This window comes from Pseudorhodoferax sp. Leaf265, from assembly GCF_001422365.1.
Classification (GTDB): domain Bacteria; phylum Pseudomonadota; class Gammaproteobacteria; order Burkholderiales; family Burkholderiaceae_C; genus Pseudorhodoferax.
The window spans coordinates 468,746-487,430 of the sequence record NZ_LMMT01000001.1; the positions used below are offsets into that span (position 1 = coordinate 468,746).

The 18,685-nt window shown below is 70.0% G+C and carries 22 protein-coding genes; 10 read left to right on the forward strand and 12 right to left on the reverse strand.

Features of this window, described 5'->3' with window-relative positions; translation table 11 throughout:
- Window positions 1-41: 41 nt before the first annotated feature.
- The 7 genes from eno to ASF45_RS02255 all read left to right on the forward strand — a co-directional run bounded on the left by eno (window position 42) and on the right by ASF45_RS02255 (window position 6,953).
- Window positions 42-1,325: a phosphopyruvate hydratase gene (eno, locus tag ASF45_RS02225; RefSeq protein ID WP_056656184.1), complete on the forward strand. Its 1,284-nt coding sequence runs from the start codon at window positions 42-44 to the stop codon at window positions 1,323-1,325.
- 34 nt (window positions 1,326-1,359) lie between these two features.
- Window positions 1,360-1,635, forward strand: coding sequence for a septum formation initiator family protein (locus tag ASF45_RS02230; RefSeq protein ID WP_056656185.1), 276 nt, complete (start codon window positions 1,360-1,362; stop codon window positions 1,633-1,635).
- Complete coding sequence (gene pnuC, locus ASF45_RS02235; RefSeq protein WP_056656187.1) at window positions 1,636-2,283, forward strand: nicotinamide riboside transporter PnuC; 648 nt, start codon at window positions 1,636-1,638, stop codon at window positions 2,281-2,283. It begins immediately after the preceding gene.
- 7 nt (window positions 2,284-2,290) lie between these two features.
- Window positions 2,291-2,938, forward strand: a complete 648-nt coding sequence (locus ASF45_RS02240; RefSeq protein WP_056656194.1) for an AAA family ATPase — start codon at window positions 2,291-2,293, stop codon at window positions 2,936-2,938.
- A gap of 81 nt (window positions 2,939-3,019) precedes the next feature.
- On the forward strand, window positions 3,020-3,571 hold the full coding sequence (locus ASF45_RS02245) for an RNA polymerase sigma factor (RefSeq protein WP_200932094.1): 552 nt from the start codon (window positions 3,020-3,022) through the stop codon (window positions 3,569-3,571).
- The gene (locus ASF45_RS02250; protein WP_082550755.1) at window positions 3,559-4,434 is read left to right on the forward strand and encodes a FecR family protein; all 876 of its coding nucleotides are present in this window, start codon (window positions 3,559-3,561) and stop codon (window positions 4,432-4,434) included. The genes ASF45_RS02245 and ASF45_RS02250 overlap by 13 nt, the downstream gene beginning before the upstream one ends.
- Window positions 4,435-4,523: 89 nt before the next feature.
- Window positions 4,524-6,953 carry a TonB-dependent siderophore receptor gene (locus ASF45_RS02255; RefSeq protein ID WP_056656203.1) on the forward strand — a complete coding sequence of 810 codons (2,430 nt, stop codon included), beginning with the start codon at window positions 4,524-4,526 and terminating at the stop codon, window positions 6,951-6,953.
- 30 nt (window positions 6,954-6,983) lie between these two features.
- Here the strand turns inward: ASF45_RS02255 and ASF45_RS02260 are convergent, their stop codons facing one another.
- From ASF45_RS02260 to ASF45_RS02270, 3 genes are all read right to left on the reverse strand, one after another.
- Entirely contained in the window at window positions 6,984-7,991 is a 1,008-nt protein-coding gene (locus ASF45_RS02260; protein WP_056656205.1) for an Hsp33 family molecular chaperone HslO, read from the reverse strand.
- Window positions 7,992-8,067: 76 nt separating this feature from the next.
- Window positions 8,068-8,592 carry a gamma carbonic anhydrase family protein gene (locus tag ASF45_RS02265; RefSeq protein WP_056656208.1) on the reverse strand — a complete coding sequence of 175 codons (525 nt, stop codon included), beginning with the start codon at window positions 8,590-8,592 and terminating at the stop codon, window positions 8,068-8,070.
- A gap of 27 nt (window positions 8,593-8,619) precedes the next feature.
- A complete protein-coding gene (locus ASF45_RS02270) occupies window positions 8,620-9,438 on the reverse strand; it encodes a ferritin-like domain-containing protein (RefSeq protein WP_056656212.1) in 819 nt (272 codons plus the stop codon).
- A gap of 93 nt (window positions 9,439-9,531) precedes the next feature.
- On the opposite strand from ASF45_RS02270, the gene ASF45_RS02275 reads away from it, so the two are divergent.
- The gene (locus ASF45_RS02275) at window positions 9,532-10,758 is read left to right on the forward strand and encodes an EAL and HDOD domain-containing protein (protein ID WP_082550757.1); all 1,227 of its coding nucleotides are present in this window, start codon (window positions 9,532-9,534) and stop codon (window positions 10,756-10,758) included.
- A 70-nt stretch (window positions 10,759-10,828) separates the two neighbouring features.
- Window positions 10,829-12,088, forward strand: coding sequence for an EAL and HDOD domain-containing protein (locus tag ASF45_RS02280; RefSeq protein WP_056656217.1), 1,260 nt, complete (start codon window positions 10,829-10,831; stop codon window positions 12,086-12,088).
- Window positions 12,089-12,110: 22 nt separating this feature from the next.
- Here the strand turns inward: ASF45_RS02280 and ASF45_RS02285 are convergent, their stop codons facing one another.
- Window positions 12,111-12,359 (reverse strand): hypothetical protein, encoded by a 249-nt coding sequence (locus ASF45_RS02285; protein WP_056656220.1) that lies wholly within the window; start codon window positions 12,357-12,359, stop codon window positions 12,111-12,113.
- A gap of 296 nt (window positions 12,360-12,655) precedes the next feature.
- Here ASF45_RS02285 and ASF45_RS02290 point away from each other — a divergent pair, with 296 nt between their 5' ends.
- Window positions 12,656-12,946, forward strand: coding sequence for a hypothetical protein (locus ASF45_RS02290; RefSeq protein WP_056656223.1), 291 nt, complete (start codon window positions 12,656-12,658; stop codon window positions 12,944-12,946).
- Between the two features lie 147 nt (window positions 12,947-13,093).
- On the opposite strand, the gene ASF45_RS02295 is transcribed toward ASF45_RS02290, so the two are convergent.
- The 8 genes from ASF45_RS02295 to ASF45_RS02330 form a co-directional block, all read right to left on the reverse strand.
- Window positions 13,094-13,471, reverse strand: coding sequence for a response regulator (locus ASF45_RS02295; RefSeq protein ID WP_056656225.1), 378 nt, complete (start codon window positions 13,469-13,471; stop codon window positions 13,094-13,096).
- Window positions 13,472-13,482: 11 nt separating this feature from the next.
- Complete coding sequence (locus ASF45_RS02300; RefSeq protein ID WP_056656228.1) at window positions 13,483-14,097, reverse strand: porin family protein; 615 nt, start codon at window positions 14,095-14,097, stop codon at window positions 13,483-13,485.
- Window positions 14,098-14,196: 99 nt separating this feature from the next.
- The gene (locus ASF45_RS02305) at window positions 14,197-14,607 is read right to left on the reverse strand and encodes a Fur family transcriptional regulator (protein ID WP_056656231.1); all 411 of its coding nucleotides are present in this window, start codon (window positions 14,605-14,607) and stop codon (window positions 14,197-14,199) included.
- A 3-nt stretch (window positions 14,608-14,610) separates the two neighbouring features.
- On the reverse strand, window positions 14,611-15,165 hold the full coding sequence (locus ASF45_RS02310; protein WP_056656234.1) for a DUF3299 domain-containing protein: 555 nt from the start codon (window positions 15,163-15,165) through the stop codon (window positions 14,611-14,613).
- A 1-nt stretch (window position 15,166) separates the two neighbouring features.
- Window positions 15,167-16,423 carry an ABC transporter permease gene (locus tag ASF45_RS02315; protein ID WP_056656237.1) on the reverse strand — a complete coding sequence of 419 codons (1,257 nt, stop codon included), beginning with the start codon at window positions 16,421-16,423 and terminating at the stop codon, window positions 15,167-15,169.
- Window positions 16,420-17,133 (reverse strand): ATP-binding cassette domain-containing protein, encoded by a 714-nt coding sequence (locus ASF45_RS02320; protein WP_056656239.1) that lies wholly within the window; start codon window positions 17,131-17,133, stop codon window positions 16,420-16,422. The genes ASF45_RS02315 and ASF45_RS02320 overlap by 4 nt, the downstream gene beginning before the upstream one ends.
- Window positions 17,130-17,708: a DUF2796 domain-containing protein gene (locus tag ASF45_RS34965; protein ID WP_056656242.1), complete on the reverse strand. Its 579-nt coding sequence runs from the start codon at window positions 17,706-17,708 to the stop codon at window positions 17,130-17,132. The genes ASF45_RS02320 and ASF45_RS34965 overlap by 4 nt, the downstream gene beginning before the upstream one ends.
- A 53-nt stretch (window positions 17,709-17,761) precedes the next feature.
- A complete protein-coding gene (locus tag ASF45_RS02330; RefSeq protein WP_056656245.1) occupies window positions 17,762-18,682 on the reverse strand; it encodes a ZIP family metal transporter in 921 nt (306 codons plus the stop codon).
- Window positions 18,683-18,685: the final 3 nt, after the last annotated feature.

Below are 18,685 nucleotides of genomic sequence, written 5' to 3' on the forward strand. Positions count from 1 at the left end.
GCCTGCCCCCACAATTCCTTAGCTCCTAGAAAGAAGCATCAATGAGTGCCATCGTAGACATCGTGGGTCGCGAGATCCTGGACAGCCGCGGCAACCCCACCGTCGAGTGCGACGTGTTGCTGGAATCCGGCACCATGGGCCGTGCGGCCGTGCCTTCGGGCGCTTCCACCGGCTCGCGCGAGGCCATCGAGCTGCGTGACGGCGACAAGAGCCGCTACCTGGGCAAGGGCGTGCTCAAGGCCGTCGAGCATGTCAACACCGAGATCAGCGAAGCCGTGCTGGGCCTGGACGCCTCCGAGCAGGCCTTCCTGGACAAGACCCTGATCGACCTGGACGGCACCGAGAACAAGTCGCGCCTGGGCGCCAACGCCATGCTGGCCGTGTCCATGGCCGTGGCCCGCGCCGCCGCCGAAGAATCGGGCCTGCCGCTGTACCGCTACTTCGGCGGCATGGGCGGCATCTCGCTGCCGGTGCCGATGATGAACGTCATCAACGGCGGCGCCCACGCCAACAACTCGCTGGACCTGCAGGAGTTCATGATCATCCCGGTCGGCGCACCGAGCTTCCGCGAAGCCCTGCGCTACGGCACCGAGACCTTCCACGCGCTCAAGAAGATCCTGCACGACCAGGGCATCAGCACGGCCGTCGGCGACGAAGGCGGCTTCGCCCCCAGCGTGGCCAGCCACGAGGCCGCCATCCAGATGATCCTGCAGGCCATCGAGCAGGCCGGCTACAAGCCCGGCGAGCAGATCGCCCTGGGTCTGGACTGCGCTGCCTCCGAGTTCTACAAGGACGGCAAGTACGTGCTGGAAGGCGAAGGCCTGTCGCTGTCCAGCGAAGAGTGGACCGCCATGCTCTCGGGCTGGTGCGACAAGTACCCCATCATCAGCATCGAGGACGGCATGGCCGAAGGCGACTGGGATGGCTGGAAGCACCAGACCGACGTGCTGGGCAAGCGCGTGCAGCTGGTCGGCGACGACCTGTTCGTCACCAACACCAAGATCCTGCAGCAGGGCATCGAGCGTGGCGTGGCCAACTCCATCCTGATCAAGATCAACCAGATCGGCACGCTGACCGAGACCTTCGCCGCCATCGAGCTGGCCAAGACCTCGGGCTACACCTCGGTCATCAGCCACCGTTCGGGCGAGACCGAAGACTCCACCATCGCCGACATCGCGGTGGGCACCAACGCCGGCCAGATCAAGACCGGCTCGCTGTCGCGCTCGGACCGCATGGCCAAGTACAACCAGCTGCTGCGCATCGAGGAAGACCTCGGCGACGTCGCACGCTACCCGGGCCGCCGCGCGTTCAACGTGCTGCGTTGAGCGTCAGCTCCCACCTGCTCCGTCGACCGTTCCCATGGGCTCGCGCTTCGTTCCGGCCGTGCTGCTGGTGCTGCTGGCCGTCGTGCACGCCCAGCTGTGGTTCGGCCGCGGCAGCATCTCCAACGTGGCCGAGCTGCAGGAGCGGCTGATCGACCAGCAGGCCGCCAACGCCAAAGCCCAGGCCGTCAACGACCGGCTCACGGCAGAGGTCGCCGACCTCAAGGACGGGCTGGAGATGGTGGAAGAGAAGGCCCGTGGCGAACTCGGCATGGTCAAGCCCAACGAGTTGTTCGTCCAACTCACGCGCTGAATGTCCGAGCCGCTGCTTGCCACCTGGCTGTGGCTGCTGCAGCCCGCCTTCACGCTGTGGGGCGTGGCCAGCAGCTGGCTCGAGATCCTGGCCGTGCTGCTGGCGCTGGCCATGGTCGGCTTCAACATCCGTGAGCGGCACTGGGGATGGCCATTGGCCGCCGCGAGTTCGCTGCTCTATTTCGGACTCTTTTCGCGCAGCAAGCTCTACGGCGACGCTGCGCTGCAGATCTTCTTCGCCAGCGTGGCCCTGTGGGGCTGGTTCAACTGGCTGCGCGGCCACCGCGCCGACGGCTCGGCGCTGCACGTGGCACGCCTGTCGGCGCTGGGTTGCTGGGCCGTGGTGGCGGCCTGCGCCGTGCTGTGGCCCCTGGTGGCGCTGTTCCTCATGCGCTTCACCGACAGCGACGTGCCCTGGTGGGACGCCTTCCCGACGGCCGTGAGCCTGGTCGGCCAGTATCTGCTGGGCCGCAAGTACATCGAGAACTGGCTGGTCTGGCTGGTCGTCAACACCGTCAGCGTGGGCCTGTTCGCCTACAAGGGACTGTGGCTCACCACACTGCTCTATGCGCTCTTCATCGGCCTGAGCTGGCTGGGTTGGCAGGCCTGGAAGCGCCGGCTTCCGACGGTCGTTCCGAGCACTCCTTGAGTATTCAGTGAGCACCCGCATCGCGCTGCTCGGCGCCGAGAGCAGCGGCAAGACCGCGCTGTCCCAGGCGCTGGCCAAGGCGCTCGCCGGGCGCGGCATCACCGTGGAACTGGTGCCCGAGCTGCTGCGCCAGTGGTGCCTGGACGCCGGCCGCACACCACGCCCGGACGAGCAGGACGGCATTGCACGCGCACACGCCGACGCGATCGCGGCCGCTGGCGCCCGAGCGCCGGACCTGCTCCTCGCCGACACCACGCCGCTCATGGTCGCCGTCTACAGCGACCTGCTGTTCGGCGACCGCGCGCTCTACCCCTTCGCACTCGAACACCAGCGCAGCTACGCGCTGACCCTGGTCATGGGCCTGGACCTGCCCTGGGTGGCCGACGGCATCCTGCGCGATGGCCCGCAGGTGCAGGCGCCCGTGGACGCACTGGTGCGCGCCGCGCTGGAACGCGCCGGCCTGCCCTACCAGGTGGTCTACGGCCGTGGCCCGGCGCGGCTGGCCCGCGCGGAACGCGCCTTGCACCAGCTGCCCGCACTGGCCGCCAGGCTGGCGCCGCTGCCGGAGCCAACGGCCACGGCGCGCTGGGCCTGCGCCTGCGACAGCGACGCCGCCTGCGAACACCGGCTGTTCCGCCGCCTGAGCAGCCGCTGAGCCGGCCCGCCCGCCCAGGCCGCATGGCCACACCATGCGAGAATTATTCTTATTCGTAACTTGGCCATGCCTGGCGGCAGCGTGTCCTCCGTCTTTTTCCAATCCACCCTGGTGGCCGCCCTCGTGCGCCACTATGAAGAACTCGTCGCCCACGTCTGGCGCGGCCCCGTCGCGCGCTGGAGCGACCGCAGCATGGCGCGCGAGGTGGTGCACGAGGTCTGCACCGAGCTGATCGCCGGCCCGCCCAGCCAGCCGCCGCGGGTTCCGCTGGCCTTCCTGCGCACCGTCTGCACACGCCGCGCGATCGACCGCTGCCGCCAGGAAGACCGGCATGCGCAGTGGGTGCAATGTGTGGAGACGCTGCCCGAGATCGCCGCACCCGCCAGCACCGAGCCGGGCACCCTGCTCTGGGAGCGCCAACGCCTGGCCTTGCTGGCCGACAGCATCCAGGCGCTGCCGCCGCGCTGCCGCGATGTGTTCGTGATGCACCGCCTCCATGGCGTGGCGCAGCAGGACATCGCCTGCCACCTGGGCATCTCGGTCAAGACGGTGGAGAAGCACCTGCGCCTGGGCACCGACAGTTGCCGCGCAAGCATGGCACAGCAGCTGGACGCACTCGGATGGACGATCTGAACGCGGCCCCGCCCGCGCCGCCGCCGGCCGCGCCGGCCGCTGCTGCGGCCCAGTCCTTCGACACCGCACTGCTGGCCGAGCGCGATGCACTGCGCGTGCTGTTCCCGCTGCCGCCCGCGCGCAGCCGCCCGGCCCCCGCGCAGCGGCTGCGCACGGCCGGCCTCACGGGCCTGGTGCTGGCCCTGTCCACCGCGCTGCTGCTCTGGTGGAACCCGGCCTGGCGTGTGGAGCGCCATGCCACCGCCATTGGCGAACACCGCAGCATCGCCTTGGCCGACGGCAGCCAGATCACGCTGGACACGGCCAGCGCCGTGCGCGTGGCCTGGCATCTGCGCAGCCGCGAGGCCGCGCTGCTGCAGGGCCGCGCGCGCTTCGACGTCGCGCACGACCGCCTGCGCGCCTTCACGGTGGATGCAGGCCCGGCGCGGGTGCGCGTGCTGGGCACCGTGTTCGACGTGCAGCGCCGCCAGGGCGAGGTGCGCGTCAGCGTGCTGCGCGGCCTGGTGCAGGTGCAGGGCAGCGGCCAGCCGGCACAGCCATGGCTGCTGCATCCCGGCGAGCGGCTGCGCATCGTCGGTGCCACGCCGGCGCAGCCCGAACCCGTCGCGCCCGGCGACGCCGAAGGTGCCTGGGTCCAAGGCCGGCTGGTGTTCGACCGGACACCGCTGCGCGATGCGCTGGCCGAGGTGCAGCGCTACCGCAGCGCACCGATCCGCCTCTACGACGACGGCCGCCTGGGCCGGCAGACCCTCTCGGGCGTGTTCGACACCGCGCAGACCGACCGGCTGCTGGACCTGCTGCCCGAGATCCTGAACGCCAAGGTCCAGCGGCAACCCGACGGCAGCGTCCAGATTTCGCGCTGAAGTCCGGCCCCGCAGGTAGGGTTGGCCGCCCTGCCGAACGACAGACCTCCTGAACGCCATTCCTTTCCAAGAATTCAGGAGGTCTCTGCATGCCATTCCGTCCCCGGCCCCGTCCACTCCCGCGCCGCCTGCGCCCTGCGGCCATCGCCGCGGCGCTGCTGCTGGCCTGCGCCGCGCAGGCCCAGACACGCGTCGCCATCGACATCGCCCCGGCCCCCCTGGACCGCGCGCTGGGCCAGCTGGCACGCCAGGCCGGCGTGCAGATCCTGTTTTCCTCCGCGCTCGCGCAGCGGCACGAAGCCACGGCCTTGCGCGGCGAGTTCACGGCCCAGGAGGCGCTGCAGCGCCTGCTGGCCGGCAGCGGCCTGGTGGTGCGCGCGCGCGACGCGGCCACCTTCACGGTCGAGCCCGCACCACCGGCCAGCAGCGCGACGCCGCTGGCCGAGGTCCAGGTCGTGGGCCAGGCCGACAGCAGCGGCGCCACCGAAGGCAGCGGCAGCTACACCGCGCCGGCGACCAGCACCGCCACCAAGATGGTCCTCACGCTGCGCGAGACGCCGCAGTCGGCCACCGTCATCACGCGCCAGCGCATGGACGACCAGGCCATGACCAGCATCGTGGACGTGGTCAGCAACACGCCCGGCCTGTTCGTCAGCAGCTCCGACGGCGTCGGCCGGCCCAACTTCACCGCGCGCGGCTTCAACGCCAACGTGATGTACGAGGGCTTCACGAGCGCCTGGAGCTCCTTCCTGCCCAGTTCGCAGGCCAACCTGGCGCTGTTCGACCGCGTCGAGGTGGTGCGCGGCGCCACCGGCCTGGCCCAGGGCGCTGGCAACCCGTCTGCCGCCATCAACATGGTGCACAAGCGGCCGACACGCGCATTCCAGGCCTCGGCCACCGTCAGTGCCGGCAGTTGGGACGACTACGGCCTGACGCTGGATGCGGGCGGGCCCGTGAATGCAGCCGGCACACTGCGCGCGCGCTTCGTCGCCTCGGGCCAGGACGCCCACACCTTCCGCGACACCGAGCGCCACGAACACGGCCTGCTCTACGGCGTGGCCGAGGCCGATCTCGGCGAGCGCACCCTGCTCACGGCCGGCGCCTACCGCCAGACCGACTTCAGCAACCACTTCTGGTACGACCTGCCCATCTCGGGCACCGGCCAGCACCTGAACCTGCCGCGCTCGACCTTCTCCGGCAACGACTGGGAACACGCCAACAACCGCGTGACCACCGCCTTCGCGACGCTGGAGCACTGCCTGCAGCACGACTGGAAGCTGCGGCTGGCCACGCTGCAGAGCTGGCGCGACCTGGACCTGCTGGGCACGGCCACCTACCGCAACGCGGCCAACGACACCAGCAACGTCTTCTACCAGTCGATCTGGGGCGGCGCCTACGAATACGTCAACCGCAACGTCGACGTCTCGGCCAGCGGCCCGTTCGCGCTGCTCGGCCGCCGCCACCAGGCCGTGGCCGGCGCCACGCACCAGCGGCTGCAGGCCACGACCCACAACCGGACCTGGTCGCCGGGCCGCATCGACGGCGTGGACATCTTCCAGCACGACCCCTCCGCCACGCCCGCACCGCTCGGCACCTTCACCACCGACGCGACCACCGTGACCACGCAGGACAGCGTCTACGCCGCCGCCCACCTGCAGCTGGCCGAACGCTGGAAGCTGCTGCTCGGCGGCCGGCTGGACTGGTACGACTACGACAACCGCAGCGGCCCCGGCGACTACAAGGTCAACCGCAACGTGACGCGCTATGCCGGCCTGACCTACGACATCGACAGCGCGCACACGGTCTACGCCAGCTACACCGACATCTTCAACCCGCAGACGGCCAAGGGCATCGACGGCCAGATCCTCCAGCCCGTGGTCGGCGAGAACTACGAGATCGGCCTCAAGGGCGAGTACTTCGGCGGCGCGCTCAATGCGAGCCTGGCCTACTTCGAGATCAACCAGACCAACCGCGCCCGCACGCTGGACGACCAGAGCGCCTGCCCGAGCTATCCCGAGACCGCCTGCTCGGAGGCCTCGGGCCTGGTGCGCACCAGGGGCGTGGACCTGGAGATCCAGGGCGCGCTGACACCGCAATGGCAGATCGGCGCGGGCTACACCTATGCCGACACGCGCTACGTGCGCGATGCCAACGCAGCCAACATCGGCAAGCGCTTCACCACCGGCACCAACCCGCAGAACATGCTCAAGCTCTCGACGATGTTCCAGTTCGGTGGCGCCTGGCAGCAGTGGCGCGCCGGCGCCAGCGTCTACTGGCAAAGCCGGCTGTACACCGAAGGCACGACGGCCGGCCTGGCCTGGACCAACACCCAGGGCGCCTACGCGGTGGCCGACCTCATCGTCGGCTACAGGCCCATGCCCAAGCTGGACATCCAGCTCAACATCAGCAACCTGTTCGACAAGGTCTACTACCGCGGCATCGCCTACTCCACGCAGTGGGGCACCGACGTCTACGGCGAGCCGCGCAAGGCCAAGCTCACGGCCCGCTACCAGTTCTGAGCCCTGCGGGCCGGCAGGCGCCGGCCCGGCTCACTGGACCGACTGGCTGCCCGGCGGAAGCGAGCCCGGCGGCGCGAAGATCTGCGCCGCGTCCACGGCGTCGAAGCGGTACTGCTGGCCGCAGAACTCGCAGCCCACCTCGATGTTCTCGCGCTCGGACAGGATGGACTCGGCCTCGGCCACGCCCAGGCCGCGGATCATCTGCGCCACGCGCTCGCGGCTGCAGGTGCAGGCGAAGCGCGGGCCGGCTTCACCCGTCAGCGGCGCGAAGGTCAGCACGCCCTCTTCCCAGAACAGGCGGCGCAGCACGGTGTCGATGTCCAAGGTCAGCAACTCCTCGCGCTTGAGCGTGCTCGCCAGGTGCGCGATGCGGTTGAAGTCCTCGTTCTGGCCCTGGGTGTCGGCCTGCTCGGTGGCCTCGCCCTCGCTGGACTGACCGGCCTGGCCGGCCAGGTTGGCCTCGCCCTTGACCGGCAGACGCTGAATCAGCAGGCCGGCCGCCATCTGGGCGTCGGCCGCCAGCACCAGCACGGTGTCCAGCTGCTCGCTGTGCCGCATGTAGTGCTGCAGCACCTCGGCCATGCGGCCGAAGCTCTGCTCCTCGCCATCGCTCAAGGCCACCACGCCCTGGTAGGGCTGCTGGCCCGGCTGCTTGCGCGCCGGATCGAGCGTGATGGCGCAACGGCCCTGGCCGGTCTGGTTGATGAGTTCGTCCAGCGTGGCACCACTTTCCACCGGGCCGGTCAGCGAAGCGGTGGCCCGCACACGCAGGTCGGATTGCACCTCGACCACCGCCAGCTTGAGCGGACCGTCGCCGAAGACCTGCAGCACGAGCGCGCCGTCGAACTGGATGCCGGCCTGCATCAGCACGGCCGCGGCCGTCATCTCGCCCAGCAGCGACTGCACGGGCGCGGGATAGGCACCCGCCGTGGTGTTGGAGGCGCGCCGGCGCAGCACCTCCTGCCAGGCGTCGGTCAGCCGCACGATGGCGCCCCGCACGGGCAGGCCGTCGAACAGGAATTTGCGCAGTTCGCTCATTGATGCACCCCTCGGCCTGCGGCCTGTCCCGCCAAGCGGCAGCGAGCTTGCTTGGGGCGGCCCAGCGCGGCGCTCATCAGCCGATCTTCCTCAGGCCCGTGCGAAAGCGCAGGGCGTTGTCCATGTAATGCCGTGCGCTGCGGCGCAGGCCCTCGATCTGCTCGGGCGTCAGCTGGCGCACCACCTTGGCGGGGCTGCCGACGATCATCGAGCCGTCCGGGAACTCCTTGCCCTCGGTCACGAGCGCACCCGCGCCGACCAGGCAGTTGCGACCGATCTTGGCATGGTTGAGCACGATGGCGCCGATGCCGATCAGCGACTCGTCGCCGACGGTGCAGCCGTGCAGCATGACCTGGTGGCCCACGGTGACGTGCTTGCCGATGGTGAGCGGCACGCCTTCGTCGGCGTGCAGCACGCTGTTGTCCTGGATGTTGCTGCCCTCGCCCACGGAAATCGGCCCGCTGTCGCCGCGGATCACCACGCCGGGCCAGACGCTGGCGTCTGGGCCCAGGGCCACGCCACCGATGACCTGAGCGCTCTCGGCCACCCAGGCCGTGTCGGCCACCTGGGGCGTGCGTTCATCCAATGCGTACAAAGCCATCTTGCGTCCTCGTGGTGGTGTCTGCGGTCATTGTAGGGAGGCGTCCGGCTGCTGCAGGGCCAGGAGTTCGGCCTCGCTGAAGCCGGCCGCGCGCCGGGCGTCCAGGTTGAACGGCCCCCTGAGCCGCGGTGCACCGTAGCGCCGGGCCAGTTCGGCGTAGGTGGCCACCGGCTCCAGCCCGCGCACCTTGCAAAGCCACCCGTACCAGTGGTTGCCGATGGCCACGTGGCCGACCTCGTCGGCCAGGATCACGTCCAGGATCTCGCCGGCCCGCAGGTCGCCCGCGGCCACCAGCTTGGCGCGGATCGGGGGTGCGGCGTCCAGGCCACGCGCCTCCAGCGTGCGCGGCACCAGGGCCAGGCGGGCCAGCAGGTCGTCCTGTGTCTTCTCGGCCATGTCCCACAGGCCGTTGTGGGCCGGGAAGTCGCCATAGGCATGGCCCAGCGCCGCCAGGTGCGCCGCCAGCATCTGGAAGTGCAAGGCCTCCTCCCGCGCCACGCGGGCCCAGTCGCGGTAGAAGGGCTCGGGCAGGCCGGGAAAACGCCACAGGATGTCGCAGGCCAGGTTGATGGCGTTGAACTCGATGTGCGCCAGCGCGTGCAGCAGCACGGCACGGCCCGCGGGCGTGTGCACCGGCCGCGGCTTGAGCTGCTGGTGCGGCACCAGCACGGGCTGCGCCGGCCGGCCCGGCACGGGGGCCTGCGCCTGCAACCGCGGCTGCACGTCCAGCGGCAGGCCAGCGTCCAGCGCACGGGCCAGCGCGGCCTTGCGGGCGGGCGTGCTTTCGCACAGTGCTGCCAGCGCGGCCGGGCGCAAGCCGGCTTCGATGTTCGGAGATCGGGTCAAGTATGGAAGCCCATTGGAATGAGATGGCGTACGAATGAAACGTAGCGCCCTAGAATTCGGCAAGACTCCATTCTGGTTGAACCGCCCCCCTCCATGACCGTTGCCGACACCGCGTCCATGCTGATCGCCCGCCAGCCCATCGTGGACAAGCGCCGGGCGGTGTTCGGCTACGAGCTGTTCGACCGCTCCCACCCCACGGACGCACACGCGCCGGCGCACGATGTGGCACTGGTGTTCAGCGCGCTGGCCCACACCGGCAGCGAAGCCCTGGTCGGACAGTTCGCGATCTTCGTGAACAGCACCCACAACAGCCTGGCTGGCGGCCACCTGGACCTGGTCCAGCCCGAACGGCTGGTGCTGGAGATCGAAGGCATCGCGGGCGACGAGCCAGCCGAGATCGAAGCGCATTCGCATGCCTTGATGGGGCTGCGCAAACGCGGCTTCCGCCTGGCCTTCAGCCAGCAGGTGCTCGATCCGGCCTATGCCAGCTGGCAACCGCTGGCCGACTTCATCAAGCTGGACCTTGCGGCCATCGACACCATGCAGTTGCCCAAGCTGATCCAGGCCGCGCAGACTCGGACCGGCGCGCGGCTGATCGCCGAGAAGACCGAGACCGCCGCCCAGTACGAGCAGTTGGCCGGCTACGGCGTGGAGCTGTTCCAGGGCTACTGGTTCGCCAAGCCCGACCTGATCAAGACGCGCCTGCTGCCACCTTCCCAGGCCAACGTGATCCAGCTCATCAACCTGGTGCGCAACCAGGCCAGCACCGACGAGATCGAGCAGGTGCTCAAGAAGGACGCGATGCTGGGCTTCAACCTGATGCGCCTGATCAACTCCTCGGGCTTCGGGCTCACGCGCGAGATCACCTCGTTCCGCCAGGCCGTCATGCTGCTGGGCCTGAAGAAGCTGTTCCGCTGGGCCGCGCTGCTGCTGACGACGGCCGGCGCCGGCGGTGCGTCGCCGGTGGTGGGCAGCACGGCGGTGGTGCGCGGCCGGCTCATGGAGCTGCTGGCGGCCGAATCCATGTCGCCCGAGGAATGCGACGCCTCCTTCGTGGTGGGCGTGTTCTCGCTGCTGGACACCATGCTGGGCATGCCCATGGAGCAGGCCGTGGGTCTGCTGACGCTGCAGCCGCCGATCGTCGACGCGCTGCTGCACGGCAATGGCCCGTATGCCGACCTGCTGGCATTGGCGCGGGCCTGCGAAACCGGCGATGCCGAGGCATTCCGCCATGCCACGGCGGCCCTGCACCTCACCGAGCGCCAGGTCAGCCTGGCGCACCTCGACGCGCTGGCCTGGGCCGACACCCTCGTCGAGTGAGCCACGCCCACCCGCACCGGCCGACGCCTGCCCGCTGTCCAGAACCGCCTGCCCGCACGGAGCCTGCACCATGTCCATCATCTCCGACGCGCTGACCCCCATGAAGCCGCCTCCCGGCGATGCCGACAACCAGGTCGTGATCGCGCGGCAGGCCATCGTGGACGACACCCGGACGGTGCTCGGCTACGAGCTGTTCGACCGTTCGACCTCGCCCAGCCAGCACACGGCCGACAGCGACGCCGCCCTGCTGTTCAACGCGCTGTCGTTCGCCGACACCGAGACCCTGGTCGGCAACAAGCTCGTGTTCATCAACTGCACGCACGAAAGCCTGGCCGGCGGCCACCTGGAGTTGATCCACCCGGACAAGGTGGTGCTGGAGGTGCCGCCGATCGCCGGGCACGACCCCGCCCTCATCGCCAAGATGGCCGAGGTGATGCAGAAGCTGCACAAGGAGGGCTTTCGCTTCGCCTTCAACCACACCGTGTTGACGCGCGGCTACGCACCCTGGCGCGCGCTGGCGGCCTACGTCAAGCTGGACCTCATGGTGCTGTCCAGCGACAAGGTCGAAGCCTTCGTGCAGTTCGCACGCAGCAACACCAGCGCCCAGCTGGTGGCTGAGAAGGTGGAAACGGGCGAGCAGCACAAGCTGCTGGCCAGCTACGGCGTCAAGCTGTTCCAGGGCTACTGGTTCGCCAAGCCGACCATGGTCAAGGCCCTGACGATCCGGCCGTCGCAGGCGACCATCATCCGGCTCATCAACCTGGTGCGCAGCCAGGCCGACACCACCGAGCTGGAAGAGCTGCTCAAGCGCGATCCCACGCTGTCGTTCAACCTGCTGCGCTTCATCAATGCCTCGGGCTTCGGCCTGAACTGCGAGATCACCTCGTTCCGCCACGCGCTCATGATCCTCGGCATGCACAAGCTGTTCCGCTGGGCCGCGCTGCTGGTGAGCACCTCGCACAGCGGCGGCCCGCCACCCGCCATCGGCCAGACCGCGGTGGTGCGCGGCCGCCTCATGGAACTGCTGACGGCCGAACTGCTCTCGCCGGAGGAATGCGACAACGCCTTCACGGTCGGCGTGTTCTCGCTGCTGGACAGCATGCTGGGCGTACCCATGGCCAAGGCACTGGAGTCGGTGGCCCTGCCAGGGCCGGTGGTCGACGCGCTGCTGCACCGCCGCGGCCTGTACGCGCCCTTCCTCGAATTGACCGAGGCCTGCGAGCGCGGCGACGATGCGGTGTTCGCGCGTGTCGCCAACGCACTGGCCCTGTCGAGCCGGCAGGTGAACATGGCGCACCTGCAGGCGCTGGCCTGGGCCGAACCCACCTGAGGGTCTGGCCCGCTGCGCCGGCTCAGCCAGCGTCCTTGAGCGCCTTCTTGGCCTTGCCGGCGGACCGCTGGGACTGCTTCTTGTGGTAGTCCGATTTCACGTTGTTGACCACCTTGCCGACCGGGCCGCTCTTCTCGGCCTCGTTGTCGGCCCGCTTCTGATCGATCTTGTGCTTGGCGGCATCGGTCGCCTCCGAGGCGGCCTTGCCGACCTGGGCGGAAGCGGTGGCCAGGCTCAGAGCCGCAACGGTTGCCAACAGAAACTTCTTCATCGGATCCTCCATCCGGACGCACGCACATGCGTGCCCAGCGATGCTCGGGCAACGTCAGAGCATGGCCTGTAGGCGGTTGCCACCGAAGCGTGCGCGACATCGGCACGGCATCGGCCCGGCGCGACCGCCACGTGCCCGTTGCCCCACGACTTGCTCAGGCATGTAGGCCGGGCACGGACAAGGCGCACATGCGGATGCGCTCGCCGCCTACAAACGGCACGCCTGCGGCCACGCACGATCCCCATCGAAACCAGATGCAACAGCTGCGCCAGGGCGCAGCAAGAGGGGAGAACGACATGGATTTGCACCAGGCCCAGGCCTTGGCACTGATCGAGGAGCACCGGCGCGACGATGCATGCATGGCATTGCACGACACCGGCTACGGCGACCTGGCCGAGCAATGGCTGCAGGCGAGCAATGAATTCGAGACAGTGGCGCGCAACCGGCTGGAGCCGGCTGCCATCGAGGGTTTGGACGCCCCCGTCAGCACCGACGTCTTGCGCGCCTATGCGCGCATGTGCATGAGCTGGTCTCGCATCGTGCAGCTGCGCGACCAGGCGGTCGGCTGGATAGAGCGACGCGACTGAAGCGCCCGTGTGCGGCCTCAGAGCTTGTGAAGGAATGGATTGGACTCACGACGGGGTGCCCGCAGGGCAAGACCCCGCCAGCGCAGCTTGGATGGGGAAGCGACGTGCAGGGTCTTGCGTGAGTTCAAGCCATTTCTACACAAGCTCTCAGGCGTGGCTGCGCAACGACGCCACCATCTTGCAAAGCAGTTGCTCCAGGTCGTCGACTTCGAACGGCTTGGTCAGCGCCTGCACATGCGGCCCCAGCGCCGCCAGTTCGCCCCCCATGTCGTAACCCGAGCACAGCAGCACGTGCTGCGCCGGCTTGCGCGCCAGCACCTGCTGCGCCAGTTCCACGCCGGACAGTCCGGGCAGGCCGACATCGGTGATCAGGATGTCGCAATCGTCCTGCGCCAGCAGCGCCAGGCCTTCCTCGCCGCTGGCACAGACCGTCACGGCGTAGCCGGGCTCCTCTTCCAGCAGCATGGCAATGGAATCGCGCAGGTCTTCGTTGTCTTCGACGTACAGGATGCGGGTCTGGGGCATGGAGGCAGTGTCTAGAAGCGGTACTTGAGCCCGATGCTGGTGGACCGGACCCAGCCATTGTCGTCGCCAACGAAATCGAAACGGTGGCGCTGCCAATCCAGTACCGCCGACCATTGGCTGCTGAAGGCCCAGTCCACACCGAGGCCGTAGGCCGGCCCCCAGCCGCTCGCACGGCCGGTGGCAATGCCGGCGCCGGGCGCTGCGTCGACGCGCGTGCGCCCCCAGGTGGTGCCGACGCGGCCGAACACCCCGAAGCCGGCGCCCACCTGGGCCCGGCCGACCAGGCTGAAGTTGACGCCCTCGGCCCGGGTGTCGCCACCCGCGCGCTCAAGGTCGCCCATGCTCAGCAGGCCGAGTTCGGCACCGAAGTGGGGAGTGAACATGCTGCCCACATAGACATTGCCCGACAGGCTGGGCTGGTCGCAGCCGCCCAGGCCGCAATCGAGACGGTAGCTCGGCCGGCCCAGGTTCAGCCCCGCATAGCCGCCCGGCAGCCAGCTGCCGCGGCGCAATTCGTAGTTCGCGCCGGATGGAGGGGACGAAGGGCTGCTGCTGCCCTGCGCGAAAGCGCAGGCGCAAGCCAGCAGACCGACGGCCAAGAACGTGCGCGTTCGCAAGCTGTCCATACGTCCTCCTGTGGGCGGGCCAGCGCGCCCGACGAGCGCATTGTCGCCACCGGCCTGCCGGACCATTGTGGGACAAAAGCCCGTCGGCGGGCGCTTTTCTCAGCTTCGCCGTGCGGCCGCGCCGCGGCGGCCGGCCTTGGGTGCAGCGCACTCGTCGCAGCGGCCATAGAGCGTGAGTTCGTGGCGCTCAACCGCGAAGCCGGGCGGCGCCAGTTTCTGCATGTCGCCCGGACAGGCGTGCACGTCGAACACGCGGTGGCAGACGGTGCAGCTGAAGTGGTGGTGGTGATGGTGCCCGCCCGGCTCGAAGCGTGGCGCATCGCCGGGAAGCTCCACGCTCTGCACCTCGCCGGCCTCGGCCAGCTGCTTGAGGTTGCGGTAGACGGTGGCGATGCCCAGCGCCGGGACCTCGGCCTGCGCCGCGGCCAGGATCTCGGTGGGCAGCAGCGGGCGGCCAGCCTGCACCAGGGCCTGGCGGATCGCGTCGCGCTGGCGGGTACTGCGCTCCACGCCTTATTTTTCCCGGTACTTCTCGACCTTGGCCACGCGCATGGTGTAGCCGGCCACGCCCATGGACGACGGCGCGCGCTCGATCTCCAGCCGGCCGTACACCCAGACCGCCTCCATCGTGCGCAGGCCCGTGAACGGCTTCTCGGCCCGGCCCAGCAGGATCTGGTTGGACGGCGGCGGCGGCGTGTGGATGCAGGCGCCGAAGTACGGCACCAACAGGAATTCGCGGATGCCTTGCTTGCCCTCCTCGAGCGGCACCAGATAACCCGGTAGCTTGGCGTCGATGCCATTCATGGCGGCCACGGTGGGTGCGTTGTCCCAGATCTCGCGCAGCTTGTCCATGAGCTCCTTGGCGCGCGGGTCGGTGTCCTGCAGGCCGCCGGCACCGGAGCTCAGGCCCTGCAGGTCTTTCGCCGGGTCCCAGCCGGCCGGCACCAGCTCGGTCCAGGTGATCTCGCGGAATTGCGCGGCCCGGGCGGCCAGCGGCGCCAGGGCGGCAGCGGCGCAGGCCGCCAGGGCGGCCCGGCGCGTCGGCATGCGGTCACGGTCTTGGAACATGTCAAATCCTCGGGGTCAGGCCATCGGCCAGGGACAAACGGTAGGCGCGCCAGCCTGGCACCAGGCTGGCCAGCAATCCGGCCGCGAGCAGGGCGGCCAACAGGCTCCATTGTGCTGCGCTCGGCAAGGCCAGCTGCAGGCTGAGGCCGAACTGCGACTGCAGCCAGGAGCCGGTCGCCGCGATCACCGCCCACTGCGTCACCAGGCCCAGCAGCAGGCCGGCCAGCGTGACCCACAGGCCCTCGAGCGCCAGCAAACCCATGACCTGCACCGGGCCCGCGCCCACGGCGCGCAGCACGGCCAGCTCGCGCCGGCGTTCGTTGAGTCCGGCCAGCACCACGGCCACCAGGCCCGCCATGCTGACCAGCGCGACCAGGCCCGACATCGCCAGAAGGGCCTGCTCGCCGGGGCCGATCACGTCCCAGAGCTCGTCCATGGCCACGCCGGGCAGGATGCCCATGACAGGCTCGCCGCCGTAGTTGTTGACCCAGCGCTGCACCGAGAAGACCTGCGCCCGGCTCTTGAGGCCGACCAAGGCTGCCGTCACGGACTTGGGCGTGAGGTCGGCCGGCAGCGCCGCGGGCGCACGGCCAGGCAGCCGCATGCCGCCGATCCAGTCGGCGTGCAGCGCCTCCATGGCCTGAAGGCTGATCAGCACGCTGCGGTCGATCGGCGTGCCCGTGCGCGCCAGCACGCCGACCACGCCGAAGGGCTTGTCGGCGTGGCTGTCCTGCTCCAGCTCGCCACCGCCGTGTGCCAGCGTGATGCGCTGGCCCAGGCCATAGCCCAGGCGCTCTGCCACCTCGGCGCCGATCACCGCGTCGAACAGCTGCGCGAAGGGCTGGCCCTGCGCCAGGCGCAGCGGCTGGCTTTCGCCATGGCGAAAGCGCTCGAAGATGTCCGTGCTTGTGCCCATGACCGGGAAACCGCGGTGCGCGTCGCCCAGCGACAGCGGCACGACCCAGGCCACGGCCGGCTGCGCCTTGAGCGCCTGCACCGTGTTCCAGCCGATGTTGTTGCGCGCGCCGCCCACATGGAACACCGAATACAGCAGCAGCTGCACCGAGCCCGTGCGCGGGCCGACGATGAGGTCGGTGCCCGACACGGCCGAGGCGAAGCTGTCGCGCAGGTCGCTGCGGATGCGCTCCACGCCCAGGAGCATGAAGGTCGACAGCGCGATCGAGGCGATCGTCAGCGCCAGCGTGAAGCGCCGGTTCCAGGCGCTGCGCAGCGCCAGCACGGCGAGGAAAGGCTTCATGCCAGCGCCCTCCCCGCTGCTGCGCGGTTGAGTTCAGGCAAGGCCACCTGGCGGCTGAAGCGCGGTGCGAGCCGCCGGTCGTGGCTCACGAACAGCAGCGCGCTGCCGGCGTCTGCGCAGGCCGCCAGCAGCAGGTCGACGAAGGCGTCGCGCCGGTCTTCGTCCAGGGCCGAGGTCGGCTCGTCGGCGATCACCAGGGCCGGCATGCCGACCAGCGCACGCGCCGCCGCCACGCGCTGTTGCTGGCCCACGGACAGCTGGCCGGGCTGGCGCGACCACAGCGCCTCGTCCAGGCCCATGGCCGCGAGCCAGTGGCCGGCCTGCGCACGGGCCGAGCCGCCCTGCTGCGCGGCCGCGCGCTGGCGCTGTGCCGAAAAGCGGCAGGGCAGCAGCACGTTGTCGAGCACGCTCAGGTAAGGCAGCAGGTTGAACTGCTGGAACACGATGCCCACATGGTCCACGCGCCAGCGGTCGCGCGCGGCGCGGGACAGGCCCTGCCAGTCGCGCCCGGCCAGCGCCACGCGGCCGTGCTGGGGCAGCAGCACGCCGGCGGCCAGCGCCAGCAGGCTGCTCTTGCCGCAGCCGCTGGGGCCGTGCACGAACACGGTGTCGCCGGCCGCCACGGTGAAGGCGGCAATGTCCAGACAGTCCTCGCGGCTGCCGGGCCAGGCGAAGCGCAGGTCCAGGACCTGCAGGACGGGTGTGCTCACCTGCCTGCGAGCGGCAAGCGGGCCGCGGCCTTGCGCAGCAGCGTCAGGCCCTGGCCCTTGGGGCCGGCGACCTGCGCGGCCACGGTGCGCACGCCCGGGAAGGCATCGAACAGGCGCACGTCGACGTGTTGCGCGGCCGTGGCCTTGCGGCAGTCGAAGTTGGCCGTCAGCACCAGGTCGGCATGGGCTTCGGCATCGGGTGCCGCGGCGGAAGCCGCCGTCGCGGCGCCGCCCAGGCCCAGCACCGGCGCTTCGACGGTGGCGTCGGCGAGCTGGCATTCGCCCGCGGCGTCGACCATGAACAGCTTGTCGGCCGCGCGCAGCCGTTCGGCCAGCGCCGTCACGCGGCCGCGCTCGGCCACCGAACGCGGTGCGCGCTCGAAGCCCAGCAGGTCGTGCAGTGGCGACTCCATGCGCAGGCTGATGCGCTGGGCGTCCACCGCCACGTCAAGCTCGATGCGGCCATGGGCGTGCGCCTTGTGGTCGTGCTGCGCGAACGCCGGTGCGGCCAGCGCCAACGCCAGGCCGCAGGCCGCGAGCAGGCGGCAGATCGGAGGAGAAGAAGTGATGGGCATGCTGCGTTGTGCTGTTGTCACCGTGCGGACCGCCGCGGCGGCCTGGAAGTTCCCTACTTGAAGGCCGACGGCGCCGCAGGCGCGTGGTCGTGCGCGTGCTCGCCATCATGGTCGCGCGAATGCGTGACATCCTCATGGCCGTGGCCGTCGTGGTCTCCATGCCCATGGTCGTGACCGTGGTGGGCCAGGGTGCCCACCACCGCCACGAGCGCGATGCCGGCCACCAGCCAGCTGACCTGAGCCACCGTCTGGCGCTTGGTCAGCCGTGTCTGCAGCTGCGGGATCAGATCGGCCAGCGCCACGTAGATGAAGCTGCTGCTGGCCACCACGAGGAAGTACGGCAACCAGGCCTGCAGCCGCTCCAGCAGCCACCAGCCGACCAGGCCGCCCAGGGCCGTGACCATGCCGGCCAGCGTGAGCTTGAGCACGGCCACGCGCGGCGTGCCGGTGCCGCCGTCCAGCACCACGAGATCCCCGATGTGGTGCGGCACCTCGTGCGCGAGCACGGCCAGCGCCGCCACCGCGCCCAGGGCCGGGCTGACCGTGAAGGCCGAGGCGATCACGATCCCATCGCCGAAGCAGTGCACGCTGTCGCCGGCCAGCACGGCCCAGCCGCCACCCTTGCCGCCGTGGTGGTGGTGCCCATGGTGGTGATCGTGGCCATGCGCGTGGCCGTGGTCGGCATGCTCATGGCCGTGGTGCCACAGTTCCACCTTGTCGAGCAGGAAGAACACCACCAGGCCGGCCAGCAGAACGCCGAACAGCAGCGCGGGATTCATGCCACTCTCGAAGGCCTCGGGCAGCAGGTGCACGAAGGCCGTGGCCAGCAGCGCGCCGGCCGCGAAGCTCAGCAGGTAGCGGCGGTCGGCGATGAGCCGGCGCTGGCGTGCGGCCAGCCGCAGCAGCAGCGCCGCGAGCCAGACACTGCCGACGCCGGCGACCAGGGTGGCGATCAGGATGCCGAGCAGATCCATGGC